Source organism: Dehalobacter sp. 12DCB1 (assembly GCF_004343605.1).
In the GTDB taxonomy this organism is placed as follows: Bacteria; Bacillota; Desulfitobacteriia; order Desulfitobacteriales; family Syntrophobotulaceae; genus Dehalobacter.
This window is the reverse complement of sequence record NZ_POSF01000015.1, coordinates 290172-311495: the sequence shown is the minus strand read 5'-3', so window position 1 is coordinate 311495 and position 21324 is coordinate 290172. Positions and strand designations below refer to the sequence as shown.

Here is a 21324-nt window from a genome sequence, read left to right as displayed (position 1 = left end):
ACAATTTTAGGTTAACAAGGTATCAGATCAAAACGACGATATGGAAGGGATTACGGATGGCAAAATTTCTAGAGTATCAAGGTAAGGAATGGCTTGCCAAAGCGGGAATACCCGTACCGAAGGGCAGGCCGGCATCTTCTCCGGAAGAAGCACAACAAGCGGCAGAATGGATTGGTAAGTCCGTTGCTGTCAAAGGTCAGGTTCAGGCAGGAGGAAGAGGAAAGGCTGGGATTGTGAAATTGGTTAAAACCCCGTCCGAAGCTTCGGCAGCAGCAGCTGAAATACTGTCCAAGATAGTAAAAGGGCTCCCCGTCAGACAGGTTTTGATTGAGGAAAAACTGGCGATCAAAAAAGAATATTATTGTTCATTTGTCATTAACAATGCGAGAGACGCCCGCTGCCCGATGCTGATGTTCAGCTCAGAAGGCGGCATGGATATTGAGAGTGTTCCTGAAGAACTGATTTTTAAGATGAATATCGACCCCATTTTTGGTCTGCAGATTTATGATGCGATTGACTTCTGTGCCTCTGCCGGCATTCCTAATAAAGACTTGAGCAAGTTTGCTTCTTTTCTGACCAAACTGGCTCAAGTGTACAAAAAGTATGACTGCCAGACCCTGGAGATCAATCCTTTTGTCATGACGGAGGATGGAAACCTGATCTGTGCGGACTGTAAAATGGAGATTGACAATAGCTCGGTGGGCCGTCATCCGGAATTTGACATTAAAATTGCCCGCGATTTGCCTGGTGAAGTCACCGAACTCGATATGATCGGCTGGAGCATTGAAGAAACAGATGCCCGCGGTACGGGCTTCCTGATGAATATGGGATACGATGAAGTAAGTCCCGGCTATATCGGTTATCACCCAATTGGCGGTGGTTCGGCGATGATGGGACTCGATGCACTGAATCAGGTAGGGCTTAAGCCTGCCAACTATGCCGACACAAGCGGCAATCCTGTCGGATCCAAAATATATCGTGTTGCCAAGTGTGTATTATCGCAGCCCAATATTGATGGTTATCTTCTTGGCGGTTTTATGATGGCGAATCAGGAGCAATGGCACCATGCCAATGCGATTGTCAAAGTACTATGGGAAGAGCTTCCCAAGAAGCCCGGCCTGCCTTGCGTTCTATTACTCTGCGGCAATCGCGAGGATGAATCCATGGAGATTCTGTGCAAGGGCCTGGCAGAGCTGATGACTCCGGACGGGATTGGCAAAAGAATTGAAATATACGGAAAAGAGCATGTCACAGATACTAAATTTATTGGTCAAAGACTTCTGGCTCTGGCCAAAGAATACAGAGCAGAAAAAGATGCTCAAAGAAAGTAGGGAAATGCCATGCTGGAAATCAAAGAAAAAAGTATTACCATAAGCATCGATACCAGCAAGTGTGACACATGTGAAACCAAAGCGTGCGCAGCAGCTTGTAAAAAATATGCCAGAGGACTGCTCCAAATTGCCGACGGAAAACCATCCGTCGAGCATCTGGGTGCGGAGGAAGTTCTCCGGCTTGGAACAGAATGTCTGGCTTGTGAGATCGCTTGCAAGTTCGAAGGGAATAAGGCTTTGACCATCGATGTTCCGATTACGGGCCTTGATGCCTATCAGGCCAAACGTGGTTTACAATAGTTTATTTCAAAACTAAAATGAGGGATAAGAATGGGCATTTTAATCAGTAACCAGTCTAAAGTCATTATCCAGGGAATTACCGGCCGTGAAGGGTCTGTAAGAACCAAATACATGAAACAATATGGTACCAAAGTCATCGGCGGAACCAGCCCCGGAAAAAAAGGGGACGAGGTTCATGATATCCCCGTCTATAATACGGTTAAGGAAATTGCCAGAGAACAAGGTGAAATTGACTTTAGCGTCATCTTTGTGCCGGGCAGCGTTCTAAAAACCGCTGTTTTTGAAGCTGCCGACGCGGGCGTCAAAAATATCATTCCGTGCGTTGAAGGAACACCTATCCATGATATTATGGAAATGGTCGCTTATTGCAAGCTGAGAGGAACCCGCTTAATCGGCCCAGGATCCATTGGCATTCTGACACCGGGAGAAGCAGTTGTCGGCTGGCTTGGCGGCAATGTCGAGTGGGCTAACAAGTTCTTCAAGAAAGGTAATATTGGTGTCTTTTCGCGCAGTGGCGGACAATCAGGGACCATCCCCTGGGTACTAAGAGAAGGTGGTTTCGGCGTAAGTACAGTCGTTCATACCGGAACCGAGCCTGTACTTGGAACATCTATGGCTGATTTGCTGCCCTTATTCGAAGCAGATCCTGAAACAAAAGGTGTAGCCGTCTATGCCGAGATCGGCAGCTCTCAGGAAGAGGAATGTGCCGATGTGATTGCGGAAGGCAAATTCACAAAACCTTTTGTGATCTACGTGGCTGGAGCATGGGCTCCCGAAGGCCAGCGTTTTTCCCATGCTTCTAATATTGTTGAACGCGGACGTGGGTCCGCGAAGAGCAAAATTGAAGCTGTTCTTAAAGCAGGCGGTTTTGTCGCTGAAACTCCAATAGATATCCCAATTATTTTGAAGGAGAAAATAAAGGAATAATTATTAATTCCAGTAAAAATAGGAGGCATCTTAAAATGGCTGTTATGAGATCGATTCTCTACGTACCGGGAAATAACCCGAAGATGGTTGAGAAAGCGCCAAGCTTTCCTGCTGATATCATCACACTGGATCTGGAGGATTCCGTACCACCGGCGGAGAAGGAAAATGCACGCAAAATTATTGCCGAGAATTTGAAATATGCCGGGTCCAATGGTTCCCAGGTTTATGTCAGAATTAACAACTGGGAAACAGAATTAACCAACGATGACCTTGAGGCTGTCGTTTGGGAAGGCCTTCATGGCGTAACGCTTGCTAAGACCGGACATCCTGATGATGTTAAACGTCTGGATTGGAAACTCGAAGAGTTGGAGCGCCGCAGGGGTCTGGAAGTGGGTTCCATCAAAATTTCTATGCTGCTTGAAACAGCAAAAGGAATTATGAATGCGTATGAGTGCTGCATGGCCAGCAAACGTAACGTGAATGCTATTTTTGGTGCAGTAGATTATTGCCGCGACATGCGGATCAAACTGACCTCCGAAGCGAATGAGCAGCTGTGGGGACGCGCCAAAGTTGGTGTTGCCTGCCGTGCAGCCGGTATTGTAGCAATTGACGCACCATTCGTTGCTTACCAGGATATCCCCGCTTTTGAAAAGAACGTTGCCGACGGCAAGCAGATGGGCTATGAAGGTCGTATGATTATTCATCCGGGTCAGGTTGGACCGTCCAACCGTCTGTATGCTCCGGATCCGGCCGATGTCGAATGGGCTAACGGCGTTGTCAAAGTATTCGAAGAAGAGGGTATTGCCAAAGGAAAAGCAGCCGTATCCTACAACGGAAAAATGGTGGATACTCCCGTATACCTGAATGCCAAAGATATTCTGGCTGCTCAAGCTGAGATTGAAGCGAAAGAAGCTTGAGCTAAGGTTGCTCTAAAGTTTTATATGACTCGAGTGACACAATGTCTGGCTACCCTGTAGGGGCGGCCAGACATTGTGATATCCGCTATTTAATCCATTCAAATCAATATAACGTATTGATCCCAACATCAGAGGATAATTTCACCGATTCTGATACTTACTTTCAAAAACAAAATGGTTGATTTTTTGTTTTCATTCATGAGATAATTTAACGAAACGCTTTCATAATTTGTTTACATAAGCAATGTGTCAAATAACGACAATGTATTACTTAAAAAAGCATACTGAATAAAAAAGACTTAAGCCAAAAATAAAACGAAAAAAACCACAAAGTGAGAGGAAGATGTGAATGTCCCGGATTAAAAACCTGCGTGAAGAGGCTTTAGCGTTTCACGCCGTAAGGCCTGGTAAACTTGAAGTAAAAGTAACGGTTCCTGCCAATGACAGGGACGATTTGACGCTCGCCTATTCCCCAGGAGTGGCTGATCCTGTGAAAGAAATTGCAAAAGATTTAGCGAATCTCGATGTTTACACCAATCATGCCAACTATGTCTGTATCGTTTCCGATGGAACAGCCATTCTCGGACTTGGCAACCTTGGCCCAGCAGCGGCTATGCCTGTCATGGAAGGAAAAGCCCTTCTGTTTAAAGCCTTTGCCGACGTTGATGCATTCCCCATTTGTGTAAATACGAATGATATTGATAAAATTGTTGAGCTTGTCGAGTTAATGGCCCCGACCTTTGGCGGTGTTAACCTTGAGGACATTAAAGCTCCCGAATGTTTTGAAATTGAAGGAAAGTTAAAAGCCCGCAATAATTTTAAAGGCCCGATCTTCCATGATGATCAGCATGGAACGGCTGTCGTTACCTTGGCGGGTCTTTTTAATGCGCTGAAGGTTGTCGGCAAGAGTATAGATGAAATCAAAGTTGTAACGAACGGCGCCGGAGCTGCCGGGATTGCAATTATCAAGCTGATGATGAGTATGGGACTGAAGAACGTTATTATGTGCGATACCAAAGGTGCGATTTATAAGGGACGCCCTGAAGGTATGAATAAATATAAGGACGAAATCGCTGAAAAGACAAATTATGAAATGTGCACAGGCAGCCTCAGAGATGCGATCAAGGGTGCGGACGTCTTTATTGGCGTATCAGCTCCAGATTCCATTGACGAAGAGATGATTAAATCCATGGCCAAAGATCCGATCGTCTTTGCTCAGGCCAATCCGATCCCGGAAATCTGGCCGATTAAAAGAGCTCTCGATGCCGGTGCTGCTGTTATCTCGACCGGACGCTCCGACGTTATCAATCAGATCAACAACGTCCTGGCTTTCCCGGGAATGTTCCGCGGTGCGATTGATGTTCGCGCGACCGATATCAACGATGCGATGAAGATCGCTGCCGCCCAGGCCATTGCCGACTGCGTCAAACCGGAAGAATTATGTGCTGACTACATTATCCCAAGTGCCTTTAATCCCGAAGTTGCCGCTGCTGTCGCAGCCGCAACAGCTAGAGCGGCAATTGAATCCGGTATTGCCAGAAATCCGATTGATCCTGCCTTAGTGGCAGAAAATCTGAAGAAGAGACTGGCGAATCAATATAAGTAGGATTTGCGAATAAAAGTACTAAAGTATCAATAAGAAATCAAAAAAGCTTCAGATAATAAAGCCGCCGACAGATTTTGTCGGCAGCTTTAATTTTAATCAATAAATACAATGTAATTTACCTAATATATTCAAATAATTTATCTGAAATATTCAACATTGTAATCAATGAAATATGTCGAATTTTTTATATTAATAGAATATAATGAAAAAAATAGGTAGCTATCGGCATGTGGAGAAATCAGGAATTCATGGTGAGGAAGTTAAAAGACCGGCGCATTATATTTTTGCATGTCGCTTAGACATGTAAGGAAGAGAGATATTTCATGAATGATAACTTCTATAAGCAAATAGTCCAAGAATCCCCAATAGGGTATGCTTATCACAGAATCATATGTAAGGATGACGGGATCCCTTGCGATTATGAATTTATAGAAGTAAATTCTGCATTTGAAACCTTCACGGGATTAAAGGGCTCAGAGATAATCGGTAAAAAGATTACCGATATTTTAAAAGATATTCGTGACAATGCATTTGACTGGATAACATACTATGGCGAAATAGCGATCAATGGCGGGAAAAAGGAATTTGAACAGTTCTCAGAATCGTTAAACAGATGGTATAGAGTCAATGTGTATTCTCCTGAGAAGTATTATTTCATTACGCTTTTTATCGATATATCTGCACAGCAGCAGCAGCTCATGGATATTATCGAATTTCTTCCGGACGCCACTCTTGCTGTAAATAAGGATAAGCAAATCATCATCTGGAACAAAGCGATTGAGAAAATGACAGGTATCCCTGCATCAGAGATGATTGGCAAAGGTGACTACGCCTATTCTATTCCATTTTATGGCCAGGCTAGGCCGCAGCTAATGGATTTGGTCTTTACGGATAGTGAAGAAATTAAGACCCAATATTTCAACCTTACCTCTCAAGAAAATAATTATATGGCGGAAGCGTTTTGTCCTGCCCTTTACAATAAGGGATCTTGGGTTTCTATCAAGGTATCTCCCCTGCACGATCTGTCGGGTAACATTATTGGTGCGATTGAGAGTATTCGCGACATCAACGAAAATAAGCAGGCAGAGGCTACAATGAAATTTAAGACGGCTTTTCTTGAGGCACAGACAAACGCATCCCTGGACGGAATATTGGTTGTTGATGAGAATCATACAAGGATGCTTACTAATCACCGAATGTTTGAGCTGTTCAATGTCCCCCAATATATTATTGATGACGAAGATGATACTTTACTGCTTAAGCATGTTGTTAGCTTGACCAGGGATCCTGAACGATTTTTAGAAAAAGTGACATATCTTTATGATCACATCAACGAGACTAGCCGTGACGAGATTGAATTAAAAAGCGGGATGATTCTGGACAGACATTCTGCGCCTGTGATGGACAAGGAAGGGAAATACTATGGGAGGATATGGACTTTTCGCGATATCACCGACCGCAGAAGGCTTGAAACAGCTCTTGCAAAGGAAAAAAATCTTTTAGAAACAACGCTGATTTCTGTGGGAGACGGAGTCATTTCCACGGATGATAAAGGTAATATTGTATTTATTAATAGGGTTGCGGAATTCTTAACAGGATGGACGCAAGATGAGGCAAGAGGAGAACCATATGAAGAAGTATTTAATATTATTAATGAGATTACCAGAAGTAAGTGCAAAAACATAATTAAAAAAGTACTTGAAAGCGGAAAGACCATCGAATCGGCTAACCATACCATATTGATTTCAAAAGACGGTACTGAGCGGTTTATTGAAGACAGTGCCGCACCTATTGTGCAAGAAAACGGAGAAATCATAGGTGTGGTCTTAGTATTCAGAGATTTTTCCGAGAAAAAACAAAAAATGGAAGAAATTAAATACTTGAGTTATCATGATCAACTTACCGGACTGTATAACCGAAGATTTTACGAAGAAGAATTAAAGAGACTCGATACAGAAAGAAATCTTCCGCTAACCATTGTGATGGGTGATGTCAACGGATTAAAACTTATTAATGATTCCTTTGGGCATGCCATGGGCGATAAGCTTTTAAAAAAAGTGGCTAAAGTACTGAGGAAGGGATGCCGTGCTGACGAGATCGTTGCTAGGCTAGGCGGGGACGAATTTATTATTCTATTGCCGAAAACGGATGCGATTGAAACGGAGAAAATACTCACCCGGATCAGGGACCTTTCCTCAGGAGAAAAAGCTGGATCTATTGATATTTCGATTTCCTTTGGGTATAAAACAAAGATAAGTAAGGAAGAAGATATCCAGGAGATACTAAAAAATACGGAAGATCAGATGTATAGGCACAAACTCTCCGACAGCATGAGCACGAGGAGTAAAACAATAGACCTGATTATGAATACGCTATATGAAAAAAGCAGTAGGGAAATGTTACATTCGAAAAGGGTTGGAGAAATCTGTGCGGCGATTGCAACAAAGATGCATTTTGATAAAAATGATATCAGCCAGGTTAGAATAGCCGGATTGATGCATGATATAGGGAAAATAGGAATTGACGAAAAAATCCTGAATAAGCCTCGGCAATTAAATCAGGATGAATGGAATGAAATCATGAGACACTCTGAAATAGGCTACCGGATATTAAGCTCAGTCAATGAATTTTCGGAGATAGCCAATTTTGTTCTCGAGCATCATGAAAGGTGGGGAGGACAAGGATACCCCAGGGGCATTAAAGGGGAAGAGATTTCATTACAAGCAAGGATTATAGCCATTGCTGACGCGTATGATGCGATGACAGTTGAAAGATCATATAGAAAAGCATTAAGTAATGAAGAAGCGATCAATGAAATATTACAATGTTCCGGCACACAGTTTGATCCGCAGATTGTCAGCGTATTCATTGAAAAGGTCATAGGCAAGAACTTAATCTGAAGTCCCGGAAACTCGAAATTTTATGAGGAGGTCATAGTAGTAACAAGGCCCTTTCCGTTTCGACAAACTTAGAAACAATATGAAACTATTTGACCAAGGAATTTAAAGCAAAAAAGAGAATATCTCTAACGTTAGCGTAAAGCCTTTTTCTGAATGACTTATGACAATGCGTTGTCACGGTTGGCGACCAGATCGCCTGGAACAGAAAAAAGGCCCAAGTCAGGACAGGAAGATTGAAAGGAGGTATGTCAGGCGGTCAGGAAGTACTTAAGCGGCTGGGAGTAATTAATAGCAGTAAACGAGCAATTTCTTGCAGGAGTGGTATTTGGCTGAATACCGCTGGTCCTAAGAACCTGAACGTCGGGCAGTCAATCTTCAGAATTGGTTTGGTTAGGAAAGATTCAAAATTAAAAAGGTCTGCCTGAGGTTAATCCGGTCGGAAATGGCAGACTCAACAAAAGGAGCCCTAAAATGGCTCCTCTTTTTGACGGAAAAACGTTTCAATTTAATTCTTGGATCGAAGCCTCATCTCTGTCCAGTTTTTTGATACAGGCGCTGAAGCGTTCTCTTAGTGAGTGGTCTGTTACGGCTTCCCGCATCTGGCGCAGTAAATCGATGGTCCGCCTTAAGACCGCGATAATATCTCCTTCATCCAGGGTGCAGAGTTGCTGAAGCTCGATTAATGCAGCACCTTTGCTCCAATGATACGCAAGGACGGCCGCTCTGGATTCAAAGCGCACAGCGTCAGGCCCGCAGATGCTCTGAATATAATTCATCATTTCCCTGACAGGCTTAAAATCAATCTGGTCAAACTTCTGGAAATACTCATTACGTTTGCTTTCGTAATCAATACAGGAAATCAGCGCGGTCAGCTGCTCATCATCCAACTGTTCGATGATCCCTGAGTAAATCAATTCGGTTACCAGGATTTCCTGTACATAAATATATCTGGCGAGCTCCCCCCGCGGCAAAAGCATGTCATTTTCAATATAACCCATTTGCTGCAGCAGGGCTTTTTTTCTTTCAAATTCGGAATTAAAGGTGTTGTAATCCGGCATTGAGAACAATTGATTTTTGAGATTTGAAATTTCTTTTTCAAGGTTGATCCACTTTCCGGCGAAGGATTTACAGCTATCGTTTTGTTTTCTGGTACATTTCTGGGGAGCAGTCTTAAGGATCTTCTCCCATTTCATAATTTTTCGGTACATCTGACGACCGAAAATCTTATTGCGGCGTCGCGGGTCCAATTTGTCAAAGGCTTTATGAAGCCTGTCCAATTCTTTCTTTTTCGGGTAGTAATTCAGCGGACACCGATAGGTCCCGACATGCTCACAGAGGTTCTCTTTGGCTTGGGCTGATTGCTCGGACAGAAGACGAATCTCTTCTTCCGTTTTCTGAGCGGTCAAGATATAGGAATGAGCAGCAAAACTTTTTTTGAAATAGGTTTCAATTTGCTCCGACGATAATGTTGCCAGGAGATTCAAAACTGTATTATAGGAAAGTCGGAACTGACTGGTCAACGGTTCTAACTTGGCAATATCAAATTTTACCGGCGGTTCTTTTTCAAAGTAATTCAAATCAACAATCGCAAAGGAATAACCGATCTCGTCAATACCGCGTCGGCCGGCTCTGCCGGACATCTGAAAAAATTCGTGGTTTGCCAGAGCCCTGAAGCTGCGTCCGTCGTATTTGTTTAGAGAATCAAAGCAAACGGCCTTGACAGGGTAGTTGATCCCGACACTGAAGGTCTCGGTACAGTACAGAACGGAGATCGTCTTCGCCAGAAAAAGGTCCTCTACGACGGATTTCTGCAAAGGCAGCAGCCCGGCATGGTGATAGGCAATACCTTTCCGGCAGACTCTGAATAACTTGCGTGTGGAAGAGGACCAAGTATCTTCAGAACCAAAATGCTCCAAAAAGATGTTTTTCACTTCTTTGCTTTGTTCCGGCGACAGGTAGTTTTTGATATTGGCCAGTTCATGCGCTTTATCGGCACATTGCTTTCTGCTGAATACAAAATAGAGGGTAGGAAGATATTGTTTCTCAACAGTTTTGATCAGGTCAAGATGTGACGTAGGTTTAAACAGCGGGGAATTATCGGTTCTGTCCGTGGATTTAAGCTTCTGATAATAGAACCTGATCAGGTCATCATAGCCGATGATACCGGTGTCCTGACAGAAATAATAATATTCCAGAGGAACAACCCTTTGCTGTTCCTCGATCAAGACAACGGTGTCTTTGCGGATGTCCTCAATCCAGCCCTTCAGTTCCGCGGCATTGGCAATTGTGGCACTTAAGCCCAGAATCTTAATGTTTGGCAGAGCAAGAATGATGGATTCTTCCCAGACTGTACCTCTGTCCTCATCATTGAGCCAGTGAATTTCGTCAAAGATAATATAGGAAACGTGCTCCAGTTCAGGATCATTGGTAATGACCTGATTACGGAAGATCTCTGTGGTCATGATCAGCAACGGGGCGCCAGGATTGATCACAACATCCCCGGTCATGATCCCGACGGTCTCGCTGCCAAATTGGCGGGAAAAATCTTTAAATTTCTGGTTGCTTAACGCTTTTATCGGTGCTGTATAAATAATCCGTTTGCTTTCCCGAATCGATTTTTCAACCAGATAATCTGCGACCATTGTTTTCCCTGTTCCGGTAGGAGCTGAAACAATGACGGAATGTCCCTGATTAATTGCTTCAATCGCATCCATTTGAAATTGATCGAGCTTAAGTCCCTGATACTCGGAAATCATGCTGATCACCTGCTTTATTATGAAGTCGCAATCATTGTAACAGAGTAAATAACGATAATCAAATCCATACCCATACAAAAGCAAAAACGCCTCATATTATTTGAAGCGCCTTTGCGACTGTCAATCAATCCCTTAGCAGGTTTATTCTTCTTTCTGGTCAAGCGGATGGGACGGGAAAGCCGCAACTATCTGGGCAGCACCAACGACTTCTGCCAAGACTCGGGCTTTGTCCGGAAACATTTGTGATTCAAAGTGCGTCATGACTTCGCCTTTTAAGGAAACATAATATCTCGGGGGGAAGCGGTTTAGTACAAAAGCCATTATGTCGGCCTGACACCGTTCGCATTTGCAAGGGATATTGGCGACGGGCAGATAATCTTCCAATGTTTTCTTCACAATGACTTCACTAAAATTTTTTAGTTCATACATTCGTCTTATCCTCCCTGGAAAAAGATGCTTACCCTATTTTAACATATCAGGCCAGAGGGTAAAAGAACCCCGCAGGATTTCGAAAAAGTTTTCAGGTATGGATGTTTGCTTTTTATCGTATCATTAAAATTGGACAATTTGGGCTGATTATCATATGATAGTACTGACCGTATACCGGGCAAGATGGTACAAGGAGAGAGAAAATGGATTTTGAAGGTAAAGAAAAATCAGAATACGTTAAAGAAACGTTTAACGCAATTGCCGGGAAATATGATCTGATGAATTCCCTGATGAGTATGGGGATGGATAATTCCTGGAGGGCCAAAGCAGTCAGAATCGTCGAGGCTAAACCTGGAATGAAGATGATTGACCTATGCTGCGGGACCAGTAAGCTTACAAGGGAGATTGCTGCCGCCGTCGGGGATTCCGGTCGGGTTACAGGGGTGGATTTTTCAGAAGAAATGCTGGCTGTCGGCCGGAAAAATATCGAAAATGACCGGTATAAAGCGAGCATCGAGCTTTTGCAGGGTGATGCGATGAGCCTGCCTTTTACCGATAACAGTTTTGACGGAGCAACCGTTGGCTGGGGGCTCAGGAATCTTCCCGATCTTCGCCGCGGAATCCGGGAAATGATTCGTGTTGTCAAACCTGGTTCCATGGTCGTATCTCTGGATATGGGAAAGCCGACCATACCGGTTTTCAAACAGCTTTACTGGCTGTATTTTGAGAAGATCGTTCCGTGGCTGGGAAAAGTCCACGGCGGAAAACAAAAAGAATACACGTATCTTTTTGATTCGGCCTGTGAATTTGAATCTCAGCGACAGCTCGCCCAGATCTTTGCTGAATGCGGACTTCAGGATACGGGATATAAAAATCTTGTCGGCGGTGTCGTGGCGATCGTGTATGGCCGAAAACCAAAATGAATCAAATGCATCAATAAAAAATAATGAATTATATAAATAGATAACATTAGACAACAATAATACAGTCAATAAAATATAAATTATCCCCAGTCAATCGGGGATAATTTTTATTTTTACAACAAAGGATAATACAGATAATCGTTTTCCATTTAATCGGGATCAACATTTTGGAAGGGATTATTTGCTGACATAATTCATTCGTTTCAGTGAAAGACTAGTGCTGAAATATTAAAAACGGAGGTGTTTTTTTATATGCGGGTCATGGATATTATGTCAACGGACGTAAGCTGGGTGGACCCGGCAACCAAGGTTCCAGATATAGCCAAAATGATGAGGGATAAAGATATTGGTGCGGTACCGGTCGTTCAGGCAGGAAGAGTATTGGGGATTATAACTGACCGGGATATTGTGCTGAGAGTCATCGCTTCGGACAAGGATGTCAAGCAGGCGACGGCAGAACAGTGCATGACAGCAGATCCAATCTGTATCGATGGAACGCAGGATATCGATACTGTGGCAGAAGTCATGGCAGAATACCAGGTAAAACGTCTTCCGGTGCTGAAACAGGGGCAAATTGTCGGGGTGATCGCCTTAGGTGACCTTGCGATCGAAAATATTCATATCAATGAAGCCGGAGAAGCTCTAAATGGCATATCACGAGGGATCAGCCATTAAGGAAACAGCTTTTGTCGTAAAATAAAGATTCTTTGATTGACACATTTAAGAAAAGGTTGTAAACTGAAAAAAATTAATCACAGGGGAGCTTGTGTGTGCAGGCTGAGAGGAACCAAAAGGCTTCGACCCTTAACCTGATTTGGATAATGCCAACGTAGGGAGAACACTTCGATTATGAGTGGGATATGCTTTACAGGGCATATCCCATTACATTTTTATGGGAGGTTTTATGAATGAAAAAAAACTATCATTTTTAAGCGGCTCTCTTTTGTGGTTTGGTGCTGCCATTTCAATCACGGAGATTTTAACGGGCGCCTTGCTTGCGCCGCTTGGTCTCAGACTTGGTGTGGCTGCAATTGTATCAGGGCATTTCATTGGCTGTATATTATTGTACTTAACTGGACTTATCGGTGCTAAAAGTAAAAGGTCGGCGATGGAAAGCGTAGAACTCTCTTTTGGCAGATTTGGTTCGGTCTTCTTTTCTTTTTTAAATATTTTGCAGCTGGTCGGTTGGACAGCGATTATGATTTTAAGCGGAGCGAACGCACTTGGCTCGGTTGCCAATGATAAACTTGGCTTAGCGGGAAATATGCTTTGGTGCGTATTGATTGGACTTCTAATAGTCATATGGATCCTGGCAGGACTCCAAAATATTGGCAGGCTGAACATCGTTGCGGTTGGCGCACTTTTTATTCTGACTGCAATTCTTGGTGTTATTGTCTTTAAAGGTGGAGTTCTTTTAAAAACAAATGAGATCATGAGTTTCGGTCTGGCACTTGAATTGTCTATTGCGATGCCGGTATCGTGGCTTCCACTTATCTCCGACTACACCAAAAATACGGATCGACCTGTTCAATTTACCTTTGTGAGCACGATGAGCTATTTTTTAGGAAGCTGTTCGATGTATGTAATTGGCTTGGGAGCGGCTATTTTCACAGGCAGTTCTGATGTGGTGCAGATACTTATGAATGCAGGGTTGGGTATTGCCGCCATGTTGATTGTGATTCTTTCTACGGTCACCACGACATTTCTTGATGTCTATTCTGCAAGTGAAAGCATGCTGAATATCCGGCCAAAATGGAACGGCAAAGCAACAGGTATTGCTGTTTGTATTATCGGAACGCTGATTGCCATGTATACGCCGATCGAACAATATGAAAACTTTTTAACTCTAATCGGATCTGTTTTCGTACCAATGGCAGCAATTTTTATCACTGATTATTTTATCCTGAAAAAGCGTGATGACGTAAAAAAGCTCAATTTGGTAAACTCTTGTCTTTGGATTGTGGGTTTTATTATTTACAGATTCTTTCTCAATATCGATACAGTTCTTGGAAGCACAGTACCTGTAGTTCTGATTATGATGTGTTTATGTATCCTTACAAATAAAATGGGCATCACAAATAATCGCAATATCAATAAACAAAAATAACATTACAAATTAGCGAACAAAGAATAGAAAAGAAGGTAAGGGAAAATGTTTAAGCAAATATTAGGAAATGTCAATTCAAATGTGCCGCTTGTCCATGCTATCACCAATTATGTTACAGTCAACGACTGTGCGAATATTATCCTGGCCAGCGGGGGTTCTCCGATTATGGCAGATGATATAGCCGAAGCCGGCGAAATCACCTCGATTTGTTCCGCCCTTATTATAAATATCGGGACCCTGAATGAAAGAACCATAAAATCTATGATTACAGCGGGGAAAAAGGCTAATGAGCTTAAGGTTCCTGTAATCTTAGACCCTGTGGGGGCAGGGGCTTCGGCCTTGCGTAATGAAACAATATTTACACTTTTGAAAGAAGTAAATTTTGCTGTAATCCGAGGGAACATATCGGAAATCAAATTTATTGCTTCGGGAAGCAGTAATGCACAGGGGGTTGATGCCTCAGCCTCTGATGCAGTCACAGCAGATAGCCTGGACAGCGTGGTTGCCTTGGCCCAAGAGCTGTCCAAAGCTACAGGGGCGGTCATTGCAATTACAGGAGCAACCGACATTGTTGCGGACAGTAAAAAGGCTTATATCATTAATAACGGTCACCCCATGATGAGTCGTGTAACCGGAACGGGTTGTATGCTTACAGCCGTGATTGGAAGCTTTGTCGGTGCGAACAAAGCACATGTTCTGGAGGCAACGGCTACGGCTGTGGCCGCCATGGGGCTTTGCGGAGAGCTTGCCTACCAAAGGCTTTGTGAGCTTGACGGCGGCACGAACACGTTTAGAATGCTGCTTATCGATTATATGAGCAAAATTAATGCCGATCTCTTAAAGGACGGTGCCAAAATTGAAAGTAGATAAAAACTCCGTGCTTTTGTATGTTGTCACTGATAGGACCTGGCTTAACGGCAATAAACTTGAAAATCAGGTTGAAGAGATTATCAAAACAGGCGCAACGTTTATTCAGCTTCGTGAAAAGGAGCTTGGCTTTGAAAGTTTTGTAAGAGAAGGTAAAATAGTAAAAGAAATAACTGATAAGTACAACATTCCGTTTGTGATTAACGACAATATTGATGTTGCACTTGCAGTTGATGCAGACGGTGTTCATGTCGGACAAAATGATAGGAATTCAAGGGATGTGCGCATGCTGATTGGAAAAGACAAAATTCTCGGTGTCTCTGTCGAAACAGTTGAGCAGGCCATTCTTGCTGAAAGTCAGGGAGCTGATTATCTTGGTGTTGGTGCGGTATTTTCAACTTCAACCAAAGAGGATGCTGCGGATGTTCCGCTGGAAACACTCCGAACGATTTGCTCCTCGGTCAGCATTCCTGTTGTGGCGATAGGCGGAATCAATGAAAACAATCTTTTACAGTTGAGAGGTAGTGGGGTTAGCGGCGTTGCGATAATATCCGCAATATTCGCCAAACCGGATGTCGCTTCAGCAACCCGAAAACTGCTCTTGCTTGCAAAAGATTTGATAAAATAGACAGAATATTAAGTGATAATTCCGATGTGAATAACGAAATGATTTTTTTGGGGGGAATGGTATGAAAAAAGTACTGACAATTGCTGGCTCCGATTGCAGTGGTGGCGCAGGTATTCAGGCAGATATTAAAACGATCACTGCGCATAAAGTTTATGCCATGAGTGCAGTCACAGCGCTGACGGCGCAGAATACAACCGGCGTTTTTGGCGTCTTGGAAGCATCCCCCGCGTTTGTCGGACAACAACTAGACTGTATATTTACCGATATTTTTCCTGATGCAATTAAAATTGGGATGGTTTCCAACAGTCAAATTATTGCCATCATTGTTGAGAAATTGAAACAGTATCATGCTAAGAATATTGTTGTTGACCCGGTGATGATTTCAACCAGCGGAGACAGGCTTTTAAACGAAGATGCCATGGAGGCTGTTCTAAAGAAACTTCTGCCTATCGCAGACGTCATAACCCCAAATATTCCTGAAGCAGAGGCGCTGTGTGAAATGAAAATTCTGGGCACAGAGGACATGCTTTATGCAGCACAAAAAATAGCAAAAGTACTGAAAGGCGGCGTTCTTCTTAAAGGCGGCCATCTTGCAGACACAGCAGATGATCTGCTTTTTGCGGACGGAAAGGTAATCTGGGTCAAGGGTGAAAGAATCAAGAATTCGAATACTCATGGAACCGGATGTACGCTTTCTTCAGCCATTGCCTGTAATCTGGCTTTCGGATATTCCATAGAGGAAAGTGTGAAAAAGGCAAAAGAATATATTACGGGGGCCTTAAAAGACGGACTTAATTTAGGCAAGGGAAGCGGACCGCTCAATCACTGCTTTGGATTTTGAACAGTAATAGGACACATTCTCTAGAATCTGTGTTATATTAAAGCATGACATCTGACCAAACCAACTTGAAGTTAGGTTAGATGCTAAGCTAATGATGCTAATGGTGGGGACGAGAAGTGGAAGCATTTAAAACAATCACGGGAGAAGCAGAGGCCGAACAAGTCATTGAAAAGTCAAGGTTTATTGCGTTAGTAAAATATATCGAAATTGCAGCAGAAGCCGAAAAAAATATAAAGGAAATCCGGGAAATTCTTCCTAATGCCCGCCATTACGTTTACGCTTACCGTATTCACGAAGGCAGGATTGAGAAAGCCTCAGATGACGGTGAACCGCAGGGTACGGGGGGAAGGCCGGTCATGGAACTGCTCCAACACCGGCAGCTCTGGAACGTCCAGATTATTGTTGTCCGTTATTTCGGCGGCATTCTGCTTGGTACCGGTGGACTTACAAGAGCCTATGGCGGAACAGCCCGCCTTGCATTGGAGAACACAGCGATTGTCCAGCTTGTTCCGCACCAGATCTATGTACTCCGGATTCCGTACTCCTGGTTTGAACAGGTTCGGCACGGCCTGAAGCAAAAAGGCACGGAAAGCGGCAATGAACAGTTTAGTGAAGAAATTGATCTTGAAGTATATATCCGGGATGGAGATCAGGATACTTTTATCGGCTGGCTGGGTGAATTCACCAACGGACAGGTGTCCTGGAAGAATGCTGGGACTGTATTAAAGCCAGTTAGCGTATAGAAAATAATCAGGTAAATTTGCCGGCATTGCTCATTTCTTCGCCTTTGCGATACAAAAATTTTTCTCGGAGGTTTACATGAATTAGTATTGATAAGGTACGAGAGACCCTCGGGGCCTTTTTTTTACGCAAAATATGTAGGTACTGAAAACGCATGGATTAATCTACTGGTACTATTGGGAAACAGAAATAGTCCGAAAGTATCAATTTCTTGTAGAAGACATCATTTCGACAAATTTCCTCTTGAGGGTCTGAGTTTTTATAGATAGAATCCATATAAAACCAAATGTAAAATGATTGTAAACAGAACGTAAATATATTGTAAAAAAGAGCAAGGCTTAACAAATACCTACATATGGCAGCAGCTGATTATATTGATGCTGGGTGGTAAAAATATGAAAATCAGAGAATTTATAAGTTTAAGAAAAATACAGGAATGCAAAAAAGGTCAGGCTATGGTCGAATTTGCACTGGTTTTGCCTATCTTACTACTATTTTTTGGTTTTATTCTGGATGCCGGACGAATTGTCGATGCGCAAGTATTGGTACAGAGTGCAGCAAATGAGGGAATCCGGCAAGTTACCAGCAAGACAAATATCAATGAACAAGTTAAAAATTCCATCAGTGATTATACAGACAGATTGGATTTCGATCAGTTAACCATTGAGGCCAAAGCTGGAGAAACAAAACGGAAGAATTATACGTATCATGCGAACAAAGGATCTCGGTTTCAAGAATTACCAAGCTATTATACATATTTTAACGCGACAGTAACCTTGGAATATGATGTACCGGTGCTTATGCCGCAGTCAAAATTGTTTTTTGGTGATGAATTTAGGGTATTGTCAACATTTACTTCACAGGTGTTTTTAGAGGGGTATCCTGAGGATGGTTAGAGATATGGAACAGATACGTTTGAAGGGAAGGGTATTCAATTTGATGCGCATGCTAAAAAATGAAAATGGACAGGCACTTGTTGAATTTGCCCTGGTACTTCCTTTATTTCTAATGTTAACGTTTGCTGTGATAGATTTAGGGTGGATGATGAATAAGTATCTTACTTTTGATTATGCTTATCGCAATGCGTCTTGGACAATGAGTATAAGCTATGATAGTGATTATTCCCAAACAATCAGTGGAGAATCTGCCAAAAAAGCAATAAAAGAGGCGATGGAAAAGACATCGTCGCTGATTGATGAGGAAGATTTGTCTGTGAGTGATGCCAAGTTAAAATGTTGGACTGAAAAGAAAGACTACTACACGCCCAAAAGTGGCGGCGGTACGGATCAAAATACAAAAAAATGGAGATATGCGCAGATCACAGCCAGTTTAGTTTATACAGTTGAACCGTTGACCCCGGTAGGAAGAGTGATATTCGGAGAACAGTTGACATTTACGAAAAACCTTAAAAAAAATCGACTGATTATGACAAAAGAAGGTTAGCAAATCAAAGCGTGTTAGGTCAGAAAGTAGGTGGCAATATGCCTAGAAACGTTTGCTTGCCGATGTGTAAACTGTTAAAAAATAAAGATGGAAATATCACAATTCTATTTGCTGTCCTGTTAATTGTATTGTTCGGCTTTACAGGACTTGTTGTGGATATTGGCGGGATGTACTTAAATCGTTTACACTTGTTTGAGGTTGGACAAATAATCAGAGATGCGCGTTTTAATGAAACATTGGCGATCGATCATTCGGAAAATCCTGAAGCAACGCTCAATGATATTGCCGACACCTATGCAATATTAAATGGACTGGATGAAAGCCAGGTAAGCGTAGATTATTATCAGACAAAACTGACGGAAACAGAACGGAATTACGAATTGGATATTAATCTTACAGATACCTATGATTGCGTATTTATAAAAATTTTCGGTATTGATACCCAAACAATTAATGTGACCATACATGGAACCAGTACAGCTGCAAAATCACCCCGAATATGGGCTCCAGGCAGAAAGTAGTCTGAAAAATGAGGCCCCCTGTTCCAATCAGGGGGAATTTTTTTAGGCTTAAATCAAAAATCTTGGGATTATTAAAAAAATGAATGATATAATCAGAACATATGAAATCGGTTAAACATTAGGATAAGAAAGGAACAGGCCAGAGGATGAATCAAAGAGATCCGTACTTCGATAACCTGAAATTCATGCTGATTGTTTTGGTGGTTGTCGGTCATATGATTGAACCGCTCATCTATATTCCAATCTTCAAATCCATTTATGCGTTCATTTATTCATTTCATATGCCGCTGTTTGTTTTTATTTCCGGCTATTTTGCCAAGAATATTGATGATCCGAAATATGAGATAAAAATTATCAGCAAACTGGTAATACCCTATGTTATTTTCGAAATAATCTATTCCATTTTTGACTTTTGGATTTTCCATAAGGAAAGCCTGCATTTTACTTTTTTTACACCGTACTGGATTATGTGGTTTTTATTCAGCATGATTATTTGGAAAGCGGCACTGCCTTATGTGGTCAAGATCAGATATGCGCTGCCTGTTACATTTCTTTTCGGCCTTATTGCCGGATATACGGGTGAGCTGGGTTACTACGCGAGTCTGTCGCGGATTGTTGTTTTCTTTCCGTTTTTCCTGGCAGGCTTTTATTTTGAGAAAAAGCATCTGGAAAAGCTGTTGACGAGAAATTGGCGCTTCGCTGCTGTCGGTGTTATGCTGCTAGCTTTTCTGGCCTTCTGTTATTTTGGTCAGAATTATACCGTTTCGTGGTTTTATGGAAGCGCATCTTATCAGGCGCTAGGCGATACGGAATGGTTTGCAGGATTTTACCGAGCGGGTATTTACCTGCTGGCTGTAGTTTTAGGCTTAGGCGTGATGCTGCTGGTGCCTGGCAGGAAGATTCCTCTGGTTTCAGCGTTGGGGCGCAATACGATGTATACGTATCTGCTTCACGGCTTGATCGTGAAGGCCCTTGTTGCCTACGGGTTTTATCAGATTTTACAGACAGGACCGCAGCGAGCGCTGGTAATCATACTTGGGGCAGCGCTGGCAATCATCCTGGCCTTGAACGGAATCAAAAATTTGTTTAAATGGATGGTTGAACCCAAGGTGTCTTTTCTTTTTAAGGAGAACAGCAAACGAAATATTTGAAGACTACATATCGGCGAATATGAGAGAAGTCAAATAATTGATTAATAAATATTTATTGAATTAGAAAATCTCCTTCGGGATACAACTATACGGTTGGTTCTTTGGTGTATTAGAAAGTATTCGTACAATCAAGGAGGGGATTAGCATAGGAATCAAGCTTGCTGTATTTGATATTGACGGCACCCTGGCACCAACGGACGATCCGATTCCTGCCCAGGTAGCCTGTAAATTAAGATCGCTGGAACGTCAGGGGATCAGAATTGTTTTTATTTCCGGTCGGACGGCTTCCTATCTGGCGGGATTGGCCAGGGGAATTGGGATCTGTCAACCTTTGGTTGCAGGAGAAAACGGCGGCGTTATTTTTGAGCCGCTGCGTAAATGGGAGAAAAAGCTTGAAGCTATTCCGCACCAGATAGGTGAAGAAATGAAGCAAGACCTTCTAAAAAGATTTCCGGATCTTTGGTTCCAGCCTAATCAGACGATGCTGACTGCAGCACCTAAGAATTTAGCAAGGATTAATTCACTGCATCAGGCAGCACAAGCTCTGGAAACGGTGAAGAAAAACCATTATAAAATCAATAAATATGATGATTGTGTGGAAATCATGCCTAATCAAAACAGCAAGGGGCGGGCCCTTGCTGTCATCAAAGATATTCTTGATATTTGCAGTGAGGAAGTTATTGTATTCGGAAATACGATTGTCGATTTGCCAATGAAAGACGAAACAAAGGACTTCCTTATGATCGGGGATACCGCCAGAGCCGAAGGCATCTGCAACTACCCGAATTTTGATGAAGCGTTCGGCTATCTCGAAAGCCGTCTATAGTTTATACGATTTCTAGTACATTGGCCTTTAATAATTTGACAAATTATATTCATTCGGGTCTGGTCTGCGCGCCACATTCCGCTCTCGGCAGATAGCGCCCTCCCTGGCGC

Annotated in this window: 20 protein-coding genes and 1 riboswitch; of the genes, 18 read left to right on the top strand and 2 right to left on the bottom strand. The window is 42.7% G+C overall.

The annotated features are described in order from the left end of the window. The first annotated feature begins 56 nt into the window (after positions 1-56). The 6 genes from C1I38_RS10325 (at position 57) to C1I38_RS10300 (ending at position 7981) form a co-directional block, all read left to right on the top strand. Positions 57-1331 (top strand): ATP-grasp domain-containing protein, encoded by a 1275-nt coding sequence (locus C1I38_RS10325; protein ID WP_119774792.1) that lies wholly within the window; start codon positions 57-59, stop codon positions 1329-1331. Between the two features lie 9 nt (positions 1332-1340). Next, positions 1341-1631 carry a hypothetical protein gene (locus tag C1I38_RS10320; RefSeq protein WP_020491736.1) on the top strand — a complete coding sequence of 97 codons (291 nt, stop codon included), beginning with the start codon at positions 1341-1343 and terminating at the stop codon, positions 1629-1631. Between the two features lie 30 nt (positions 1632-1661). Continuing rightward, positions 1662-2558: a CoA-binding protein gene (locus C1I38_RS10315; RefSeq protein ID WP_020491735.1), complete on the top strand. Its 897-nt coding sequence runs from the start codon at positions 1662-1664 to the stop codon at positions 2556-2558. Between the two features lie 35 nt (positions 2559-2593). Then, positions 2594-3475 carry a CoA ester lyase gene (locus C1I38_RS10310; protein ID WP_119774793.1) on the top strand — a complete coding sequence of 294 codons (882 nt, stop codon included), beginning with the start codon at positions 2594-2596 and terminating at the stop codon, positions 3473-3475. A 349-nt stretch (positions 3476-3824) separates the two neighbouring features. Further along, the gene (locus C1I38_RS10305; protein WP_119774794.1) at positions 3825-5081 is read left to right on the top strand and encodes a malic enzyme-like NAD(P)-binding protein; all 1257 of its coding nucleotides are present in this window, start codon (positions 3825-3827) and stop codon (positions 5079-5081) included. Positions 5082-5404: 323 nt separating this feature from the next. Then, positions 5405-7981: an HD domain-containing phosphohydrolase gene (locus tag C1I38_RS10300; RefSeq protein ID WP_119774795.1), complete on the top strand. Its 2577-nt coding sequence runs from the start codon at positions 5405-5407 to the stop codon at positions 7979-7981. Between the two features lie 500 nt (positions 7982-8481). On the opposite strand, the gene C1I38_RS10295 is transcribed toward C1I38_RS10300, so the two are convergent. Beyond that, positions 8482-10737: a DEAD/DEAH box helicase gene (locus tag C1I38_RS10295; RefSeq protein WP_119774797.1), complete on the bottom strand. Its 2256-nt coding sequence runs from the start codon at positions 10735-10737 to the stop codon at positions 8482-8484. A gap of 141 nt (positions 10738-10878) precedes the next feature. Then, positions 10879-11166, bottom strand: coding sequence for a late competence development ComFB family protein (locus C1I38_RS10290; protein WP_019225747.1), 288 nt, complete (start codon positions 11164-11166; stop codon positions 10879-10881). 203 nt (positions 11167-11369) lie between these two features. Between C1I38_RS10290 and C1I38_RS10285 the strand changes: the two genes are divergently transcribed. The 12 genes from C1I38_RS10285 to C1I38_RS10230 all read left to right on the top strand — a co-directional run bounded on the left by C1I38_RS10285 (position 11370) and on the right by C1I38_RS10230 (position 21214). Next, on the top strand, positions 11370-12089 hold the full coding sequence (locus C1I38_RS10285; RefSeq protein ID WP_119774798.1) for a demethylmenaquinone methyltransferase: 720 nt from the start codon (positions 11370-11372) through the stop codon (positions 12087-12089). A 252-nt stretch (positions 12090-12341) separates the two neighbouring features. Further along, positions 12342-12764, top strand: a complete 423-nt coding sequence (locus C1I38_RS10280) for a CBS domain-containing protein (protein WP_119774799.1) — start codon at positions 12342-12344, stop codon at positions 12762-12764. Positions 12765-12835: 71 nt separating this feature from the next. Continuing rightward, positions 12836-12942, top strand: a riboswitch (TPP riboswitch). A gap of 51 nt (positions 12943-12993) precedes the next feature. Then, a complete protein-coding gene (cytX, locus tag C1I38_RS10275) occupies positions 12994-14196 on the top strand; it encodes a putative hydroxymethylpyrimidine transporter CytX (RefSeq protein WP_119774800.1) in 1203 nt (400 codons plus the stop codon). A gap of 45 nt (positions 14197-14241) precedes the next feature. Beyond that, positions 14242-15066 (top strand): hydroxyethylthiazole kinase, encoded by an 825-nt coding sequence (gene thiM, locus C1I38_RS10270; protein WP_119774801.1) that lies wholly within the window; start codon positions 14242-14244, stop codon positions 15064-15066. Further along, complete coding sequence (gene thiE, locus C1I38_RS10265) at positions 15053-15691, top strand: thiamine phosphate synthase (RefSeq protein ID WP_119774802.1); 639 nt, start codon at positions 15053-15055, stop codon at positions 15689-15691. Before thiM ends, thiE begins: the two co-directional genes overlap by 14 nt. 61 nt (positions 15692-15752) lie before the next feature. Further along, complete coding sequence (gene thiD / locus C1I38_RS10260) at positions 15753-16532, top strand: bifunctional hydroxymethylpyrimidine kinase/phosphomethylpyrimidine kinase (RefSeq protein WP_119774803.1); 780 nt, start codon at positions 15753-15755, stop codon at positions 16530-16532. 116 nt (positions 16533-16648) lie between these two features. Beyond that, positions 16649-17275, top strand: coding sequence for a YigZ family protein (locus C1I38_RS10255; protein WP_119774804.1), 627 nt, complete (start codon positions 16649-16651; stop codon positions 17273-17275). 393 nt (positions 17276-17668) lie between these two features. Further along, entirely contained in the window at positions 17669-18169 is a 501-nt protein-coding gene (locus C1I38_RS10250) for a TadE/TadG family type IV pilus assembly protein (RefSeq protein ID WP_119774805.1), read from the top strand. Between the two features lie 4 nt (positions 18170-18173). Beyond that, complete coding sequence (locus C1I38_RS10245) at positions 18174-18716, top strand: TadE family protein (protein ID WP_119774934.1); 543 nt, start codon at positions 18174-18176, stop codon at positions 18714-18716. Between the two features lie 38 nt (positions 18717-18754). Next, positions 18755-19237, top strand: a complete 483-nt coding sequence (locus C1I38_RS10240) for a Tad domain-containing protein (RefSeq protein WP_119774806.1) — start codon at positions 18755-18757, stop codon at positions 19235-19237. A gap of 146 nt (positions 19238-19383) precedes the next feature. Next, complete coding sequence (locus C1I38_RS10235; RefSeq protein WP_119774807.1) at positions 19384-20388, top strand: acyltransferase family protein; 1005 nt, start codon at positions 19384-19386, stop codon at positions 20386-20388. Positions 20389-20455: 67 nt separating this feature from the next. After that, the gene (locus C1I38_RS10230; RefSeq protein ID WP_348980945.1) at positions 20456-21214 is read left to right on the top strand and encodes an HAD family hydrolase; all 759 of its coding nucleotides are present in this window, start codon (positions 20456-20458) and stop codon (positions 21212-21214) included. The last annotated feature ends 110 nt before the right edge of the window (positions 21215-21324 follow it).

What these genes read in the sequence shown, in the direction of transcription:
- cytX (WP_119774800.1), top strand. Translation starts at nt 12,994, where the DNA reads ATGAATGAAAAAAAACTATCATTTTTAAGCGGCTCTCTTTTGTGGTTT.
- C1I38_RS10325 (WP_119774792.1), top strand. Translation starts at nt 57, where the DNA reads ATGGCAAAATTTCTAGAGTATCAAGGTAAGGAATGGCTTGCCAAAGCG.
- thiM (WP_119774801.1), top strand. Translation starts at nt 14,242, where the DNA reads ATGTTTAAGCAAATATTAGGAAATGTCAATTCAAATGTGCCGCTTGTC.
- C1I38_RS10250 (WP_119774805.1), top strand. Translation starts at nt 17,669, where the DNA reads ATGAAAATCAGAGAATTTATAAGTTTAAGAAAAATACAGGAATGCAAA.
- C1I38_RS10285 (WP_119774798.1), top strand. Translation starts at nt 11,370, where the DNA reads ATGGATTTTGAAGGTAAAGAAAAATCAGAATACGTTAAAGAAACGTTT.
- thiD (WP_119774803.1), top strand. Translation starts at nt 15,753, where the DNA reads ATGAAAAAAGTACTGACAATTGCTGGCTCCGATTGCAGTGGTGGCGCA.
- C1I38_RS10300 (WP_119774795.1), top strand. Translation starts at nt 5,405, where the DNA reads ATGAATGATAACTTCTATAAGCAAATAGTCCAAGAATCCCCAATAGGG.
- C1I38_RS10280 (WP_119774799.1), top strand. Translation starts at nt 12,342, where the DNA reads ATGCGGGTCATGGATATTATGTCAACGGACGTAAGCTGGGTGGACCCG.
- C1I38_RS10295 (WP_119774797.1), bottom strand. Translation starts at nt 10,737, where the DNA reads ATGATTTCCGAGTATCAGGGACTTAAGCTCGATCAATTTCAAATGGAT.
- C1I38_RS10235 (WP_119774807.1), top strand. Translation starts at nt 19,384, where the DNA reads ATGAATCAAAGAGATCCGTACTTCGATAACCTGAAATTCATGCTGATT.
- C1I38_RS10245 (WP_119774934.1), top strand. Translation starts at nt 18,174, where the DNA reads ATGGAACAGATACGTTTGAAGGGAAGGGTATTCAATTTGATGCGCATG.
- C1I38_RS10240 (WP_119774806.1), top strand. Translation starts at nt 18,755, where the DNA reads ATGCCTAGAAACGTTTGCTTGCCGATGTGTAAACTGTTAAAAAATAAA.
- C1I38_RS10315 (WP_020491735.1), top strand. Translation starts at nt 1,662, where the DNA reads ATGGGCATTTTAATCAGTAACCAGTCTAAAGTCATTATCCAGGGAATT.
- C1I38_RS10305 (WP_119774794.1), top strand. Translation starts at nt 3,825, where the DNA reads ATGTCCCGGATTAAAAACCTGCGTGAAGAGGCTTTAGCGTTTCACGCC.
- C1I38_RS10320 (WP_020491736.1), top strand. Translation starts at nt 1,341, where the DNA reads ATGCTGGAAATCAAAGAAAAAAGTATTACCATAAGCATCGATACCAGC.
- C1I38_RS10310 (WP_119774793.1), top strand. Translation starts at nt 2,594, where the DNA reads ATGGCTGTTATGAGATCGATTCTCTACGTACCGGGAAATAACCCGAAG.
- C1I38_RS10290 (WP_019225747.1), bottom strand. Translation starts at nt 11,166, where the DNA reads ATGTATGAACTAAAAAATTTTAGTGAAGTCATTGTGAAGAAAACATTG.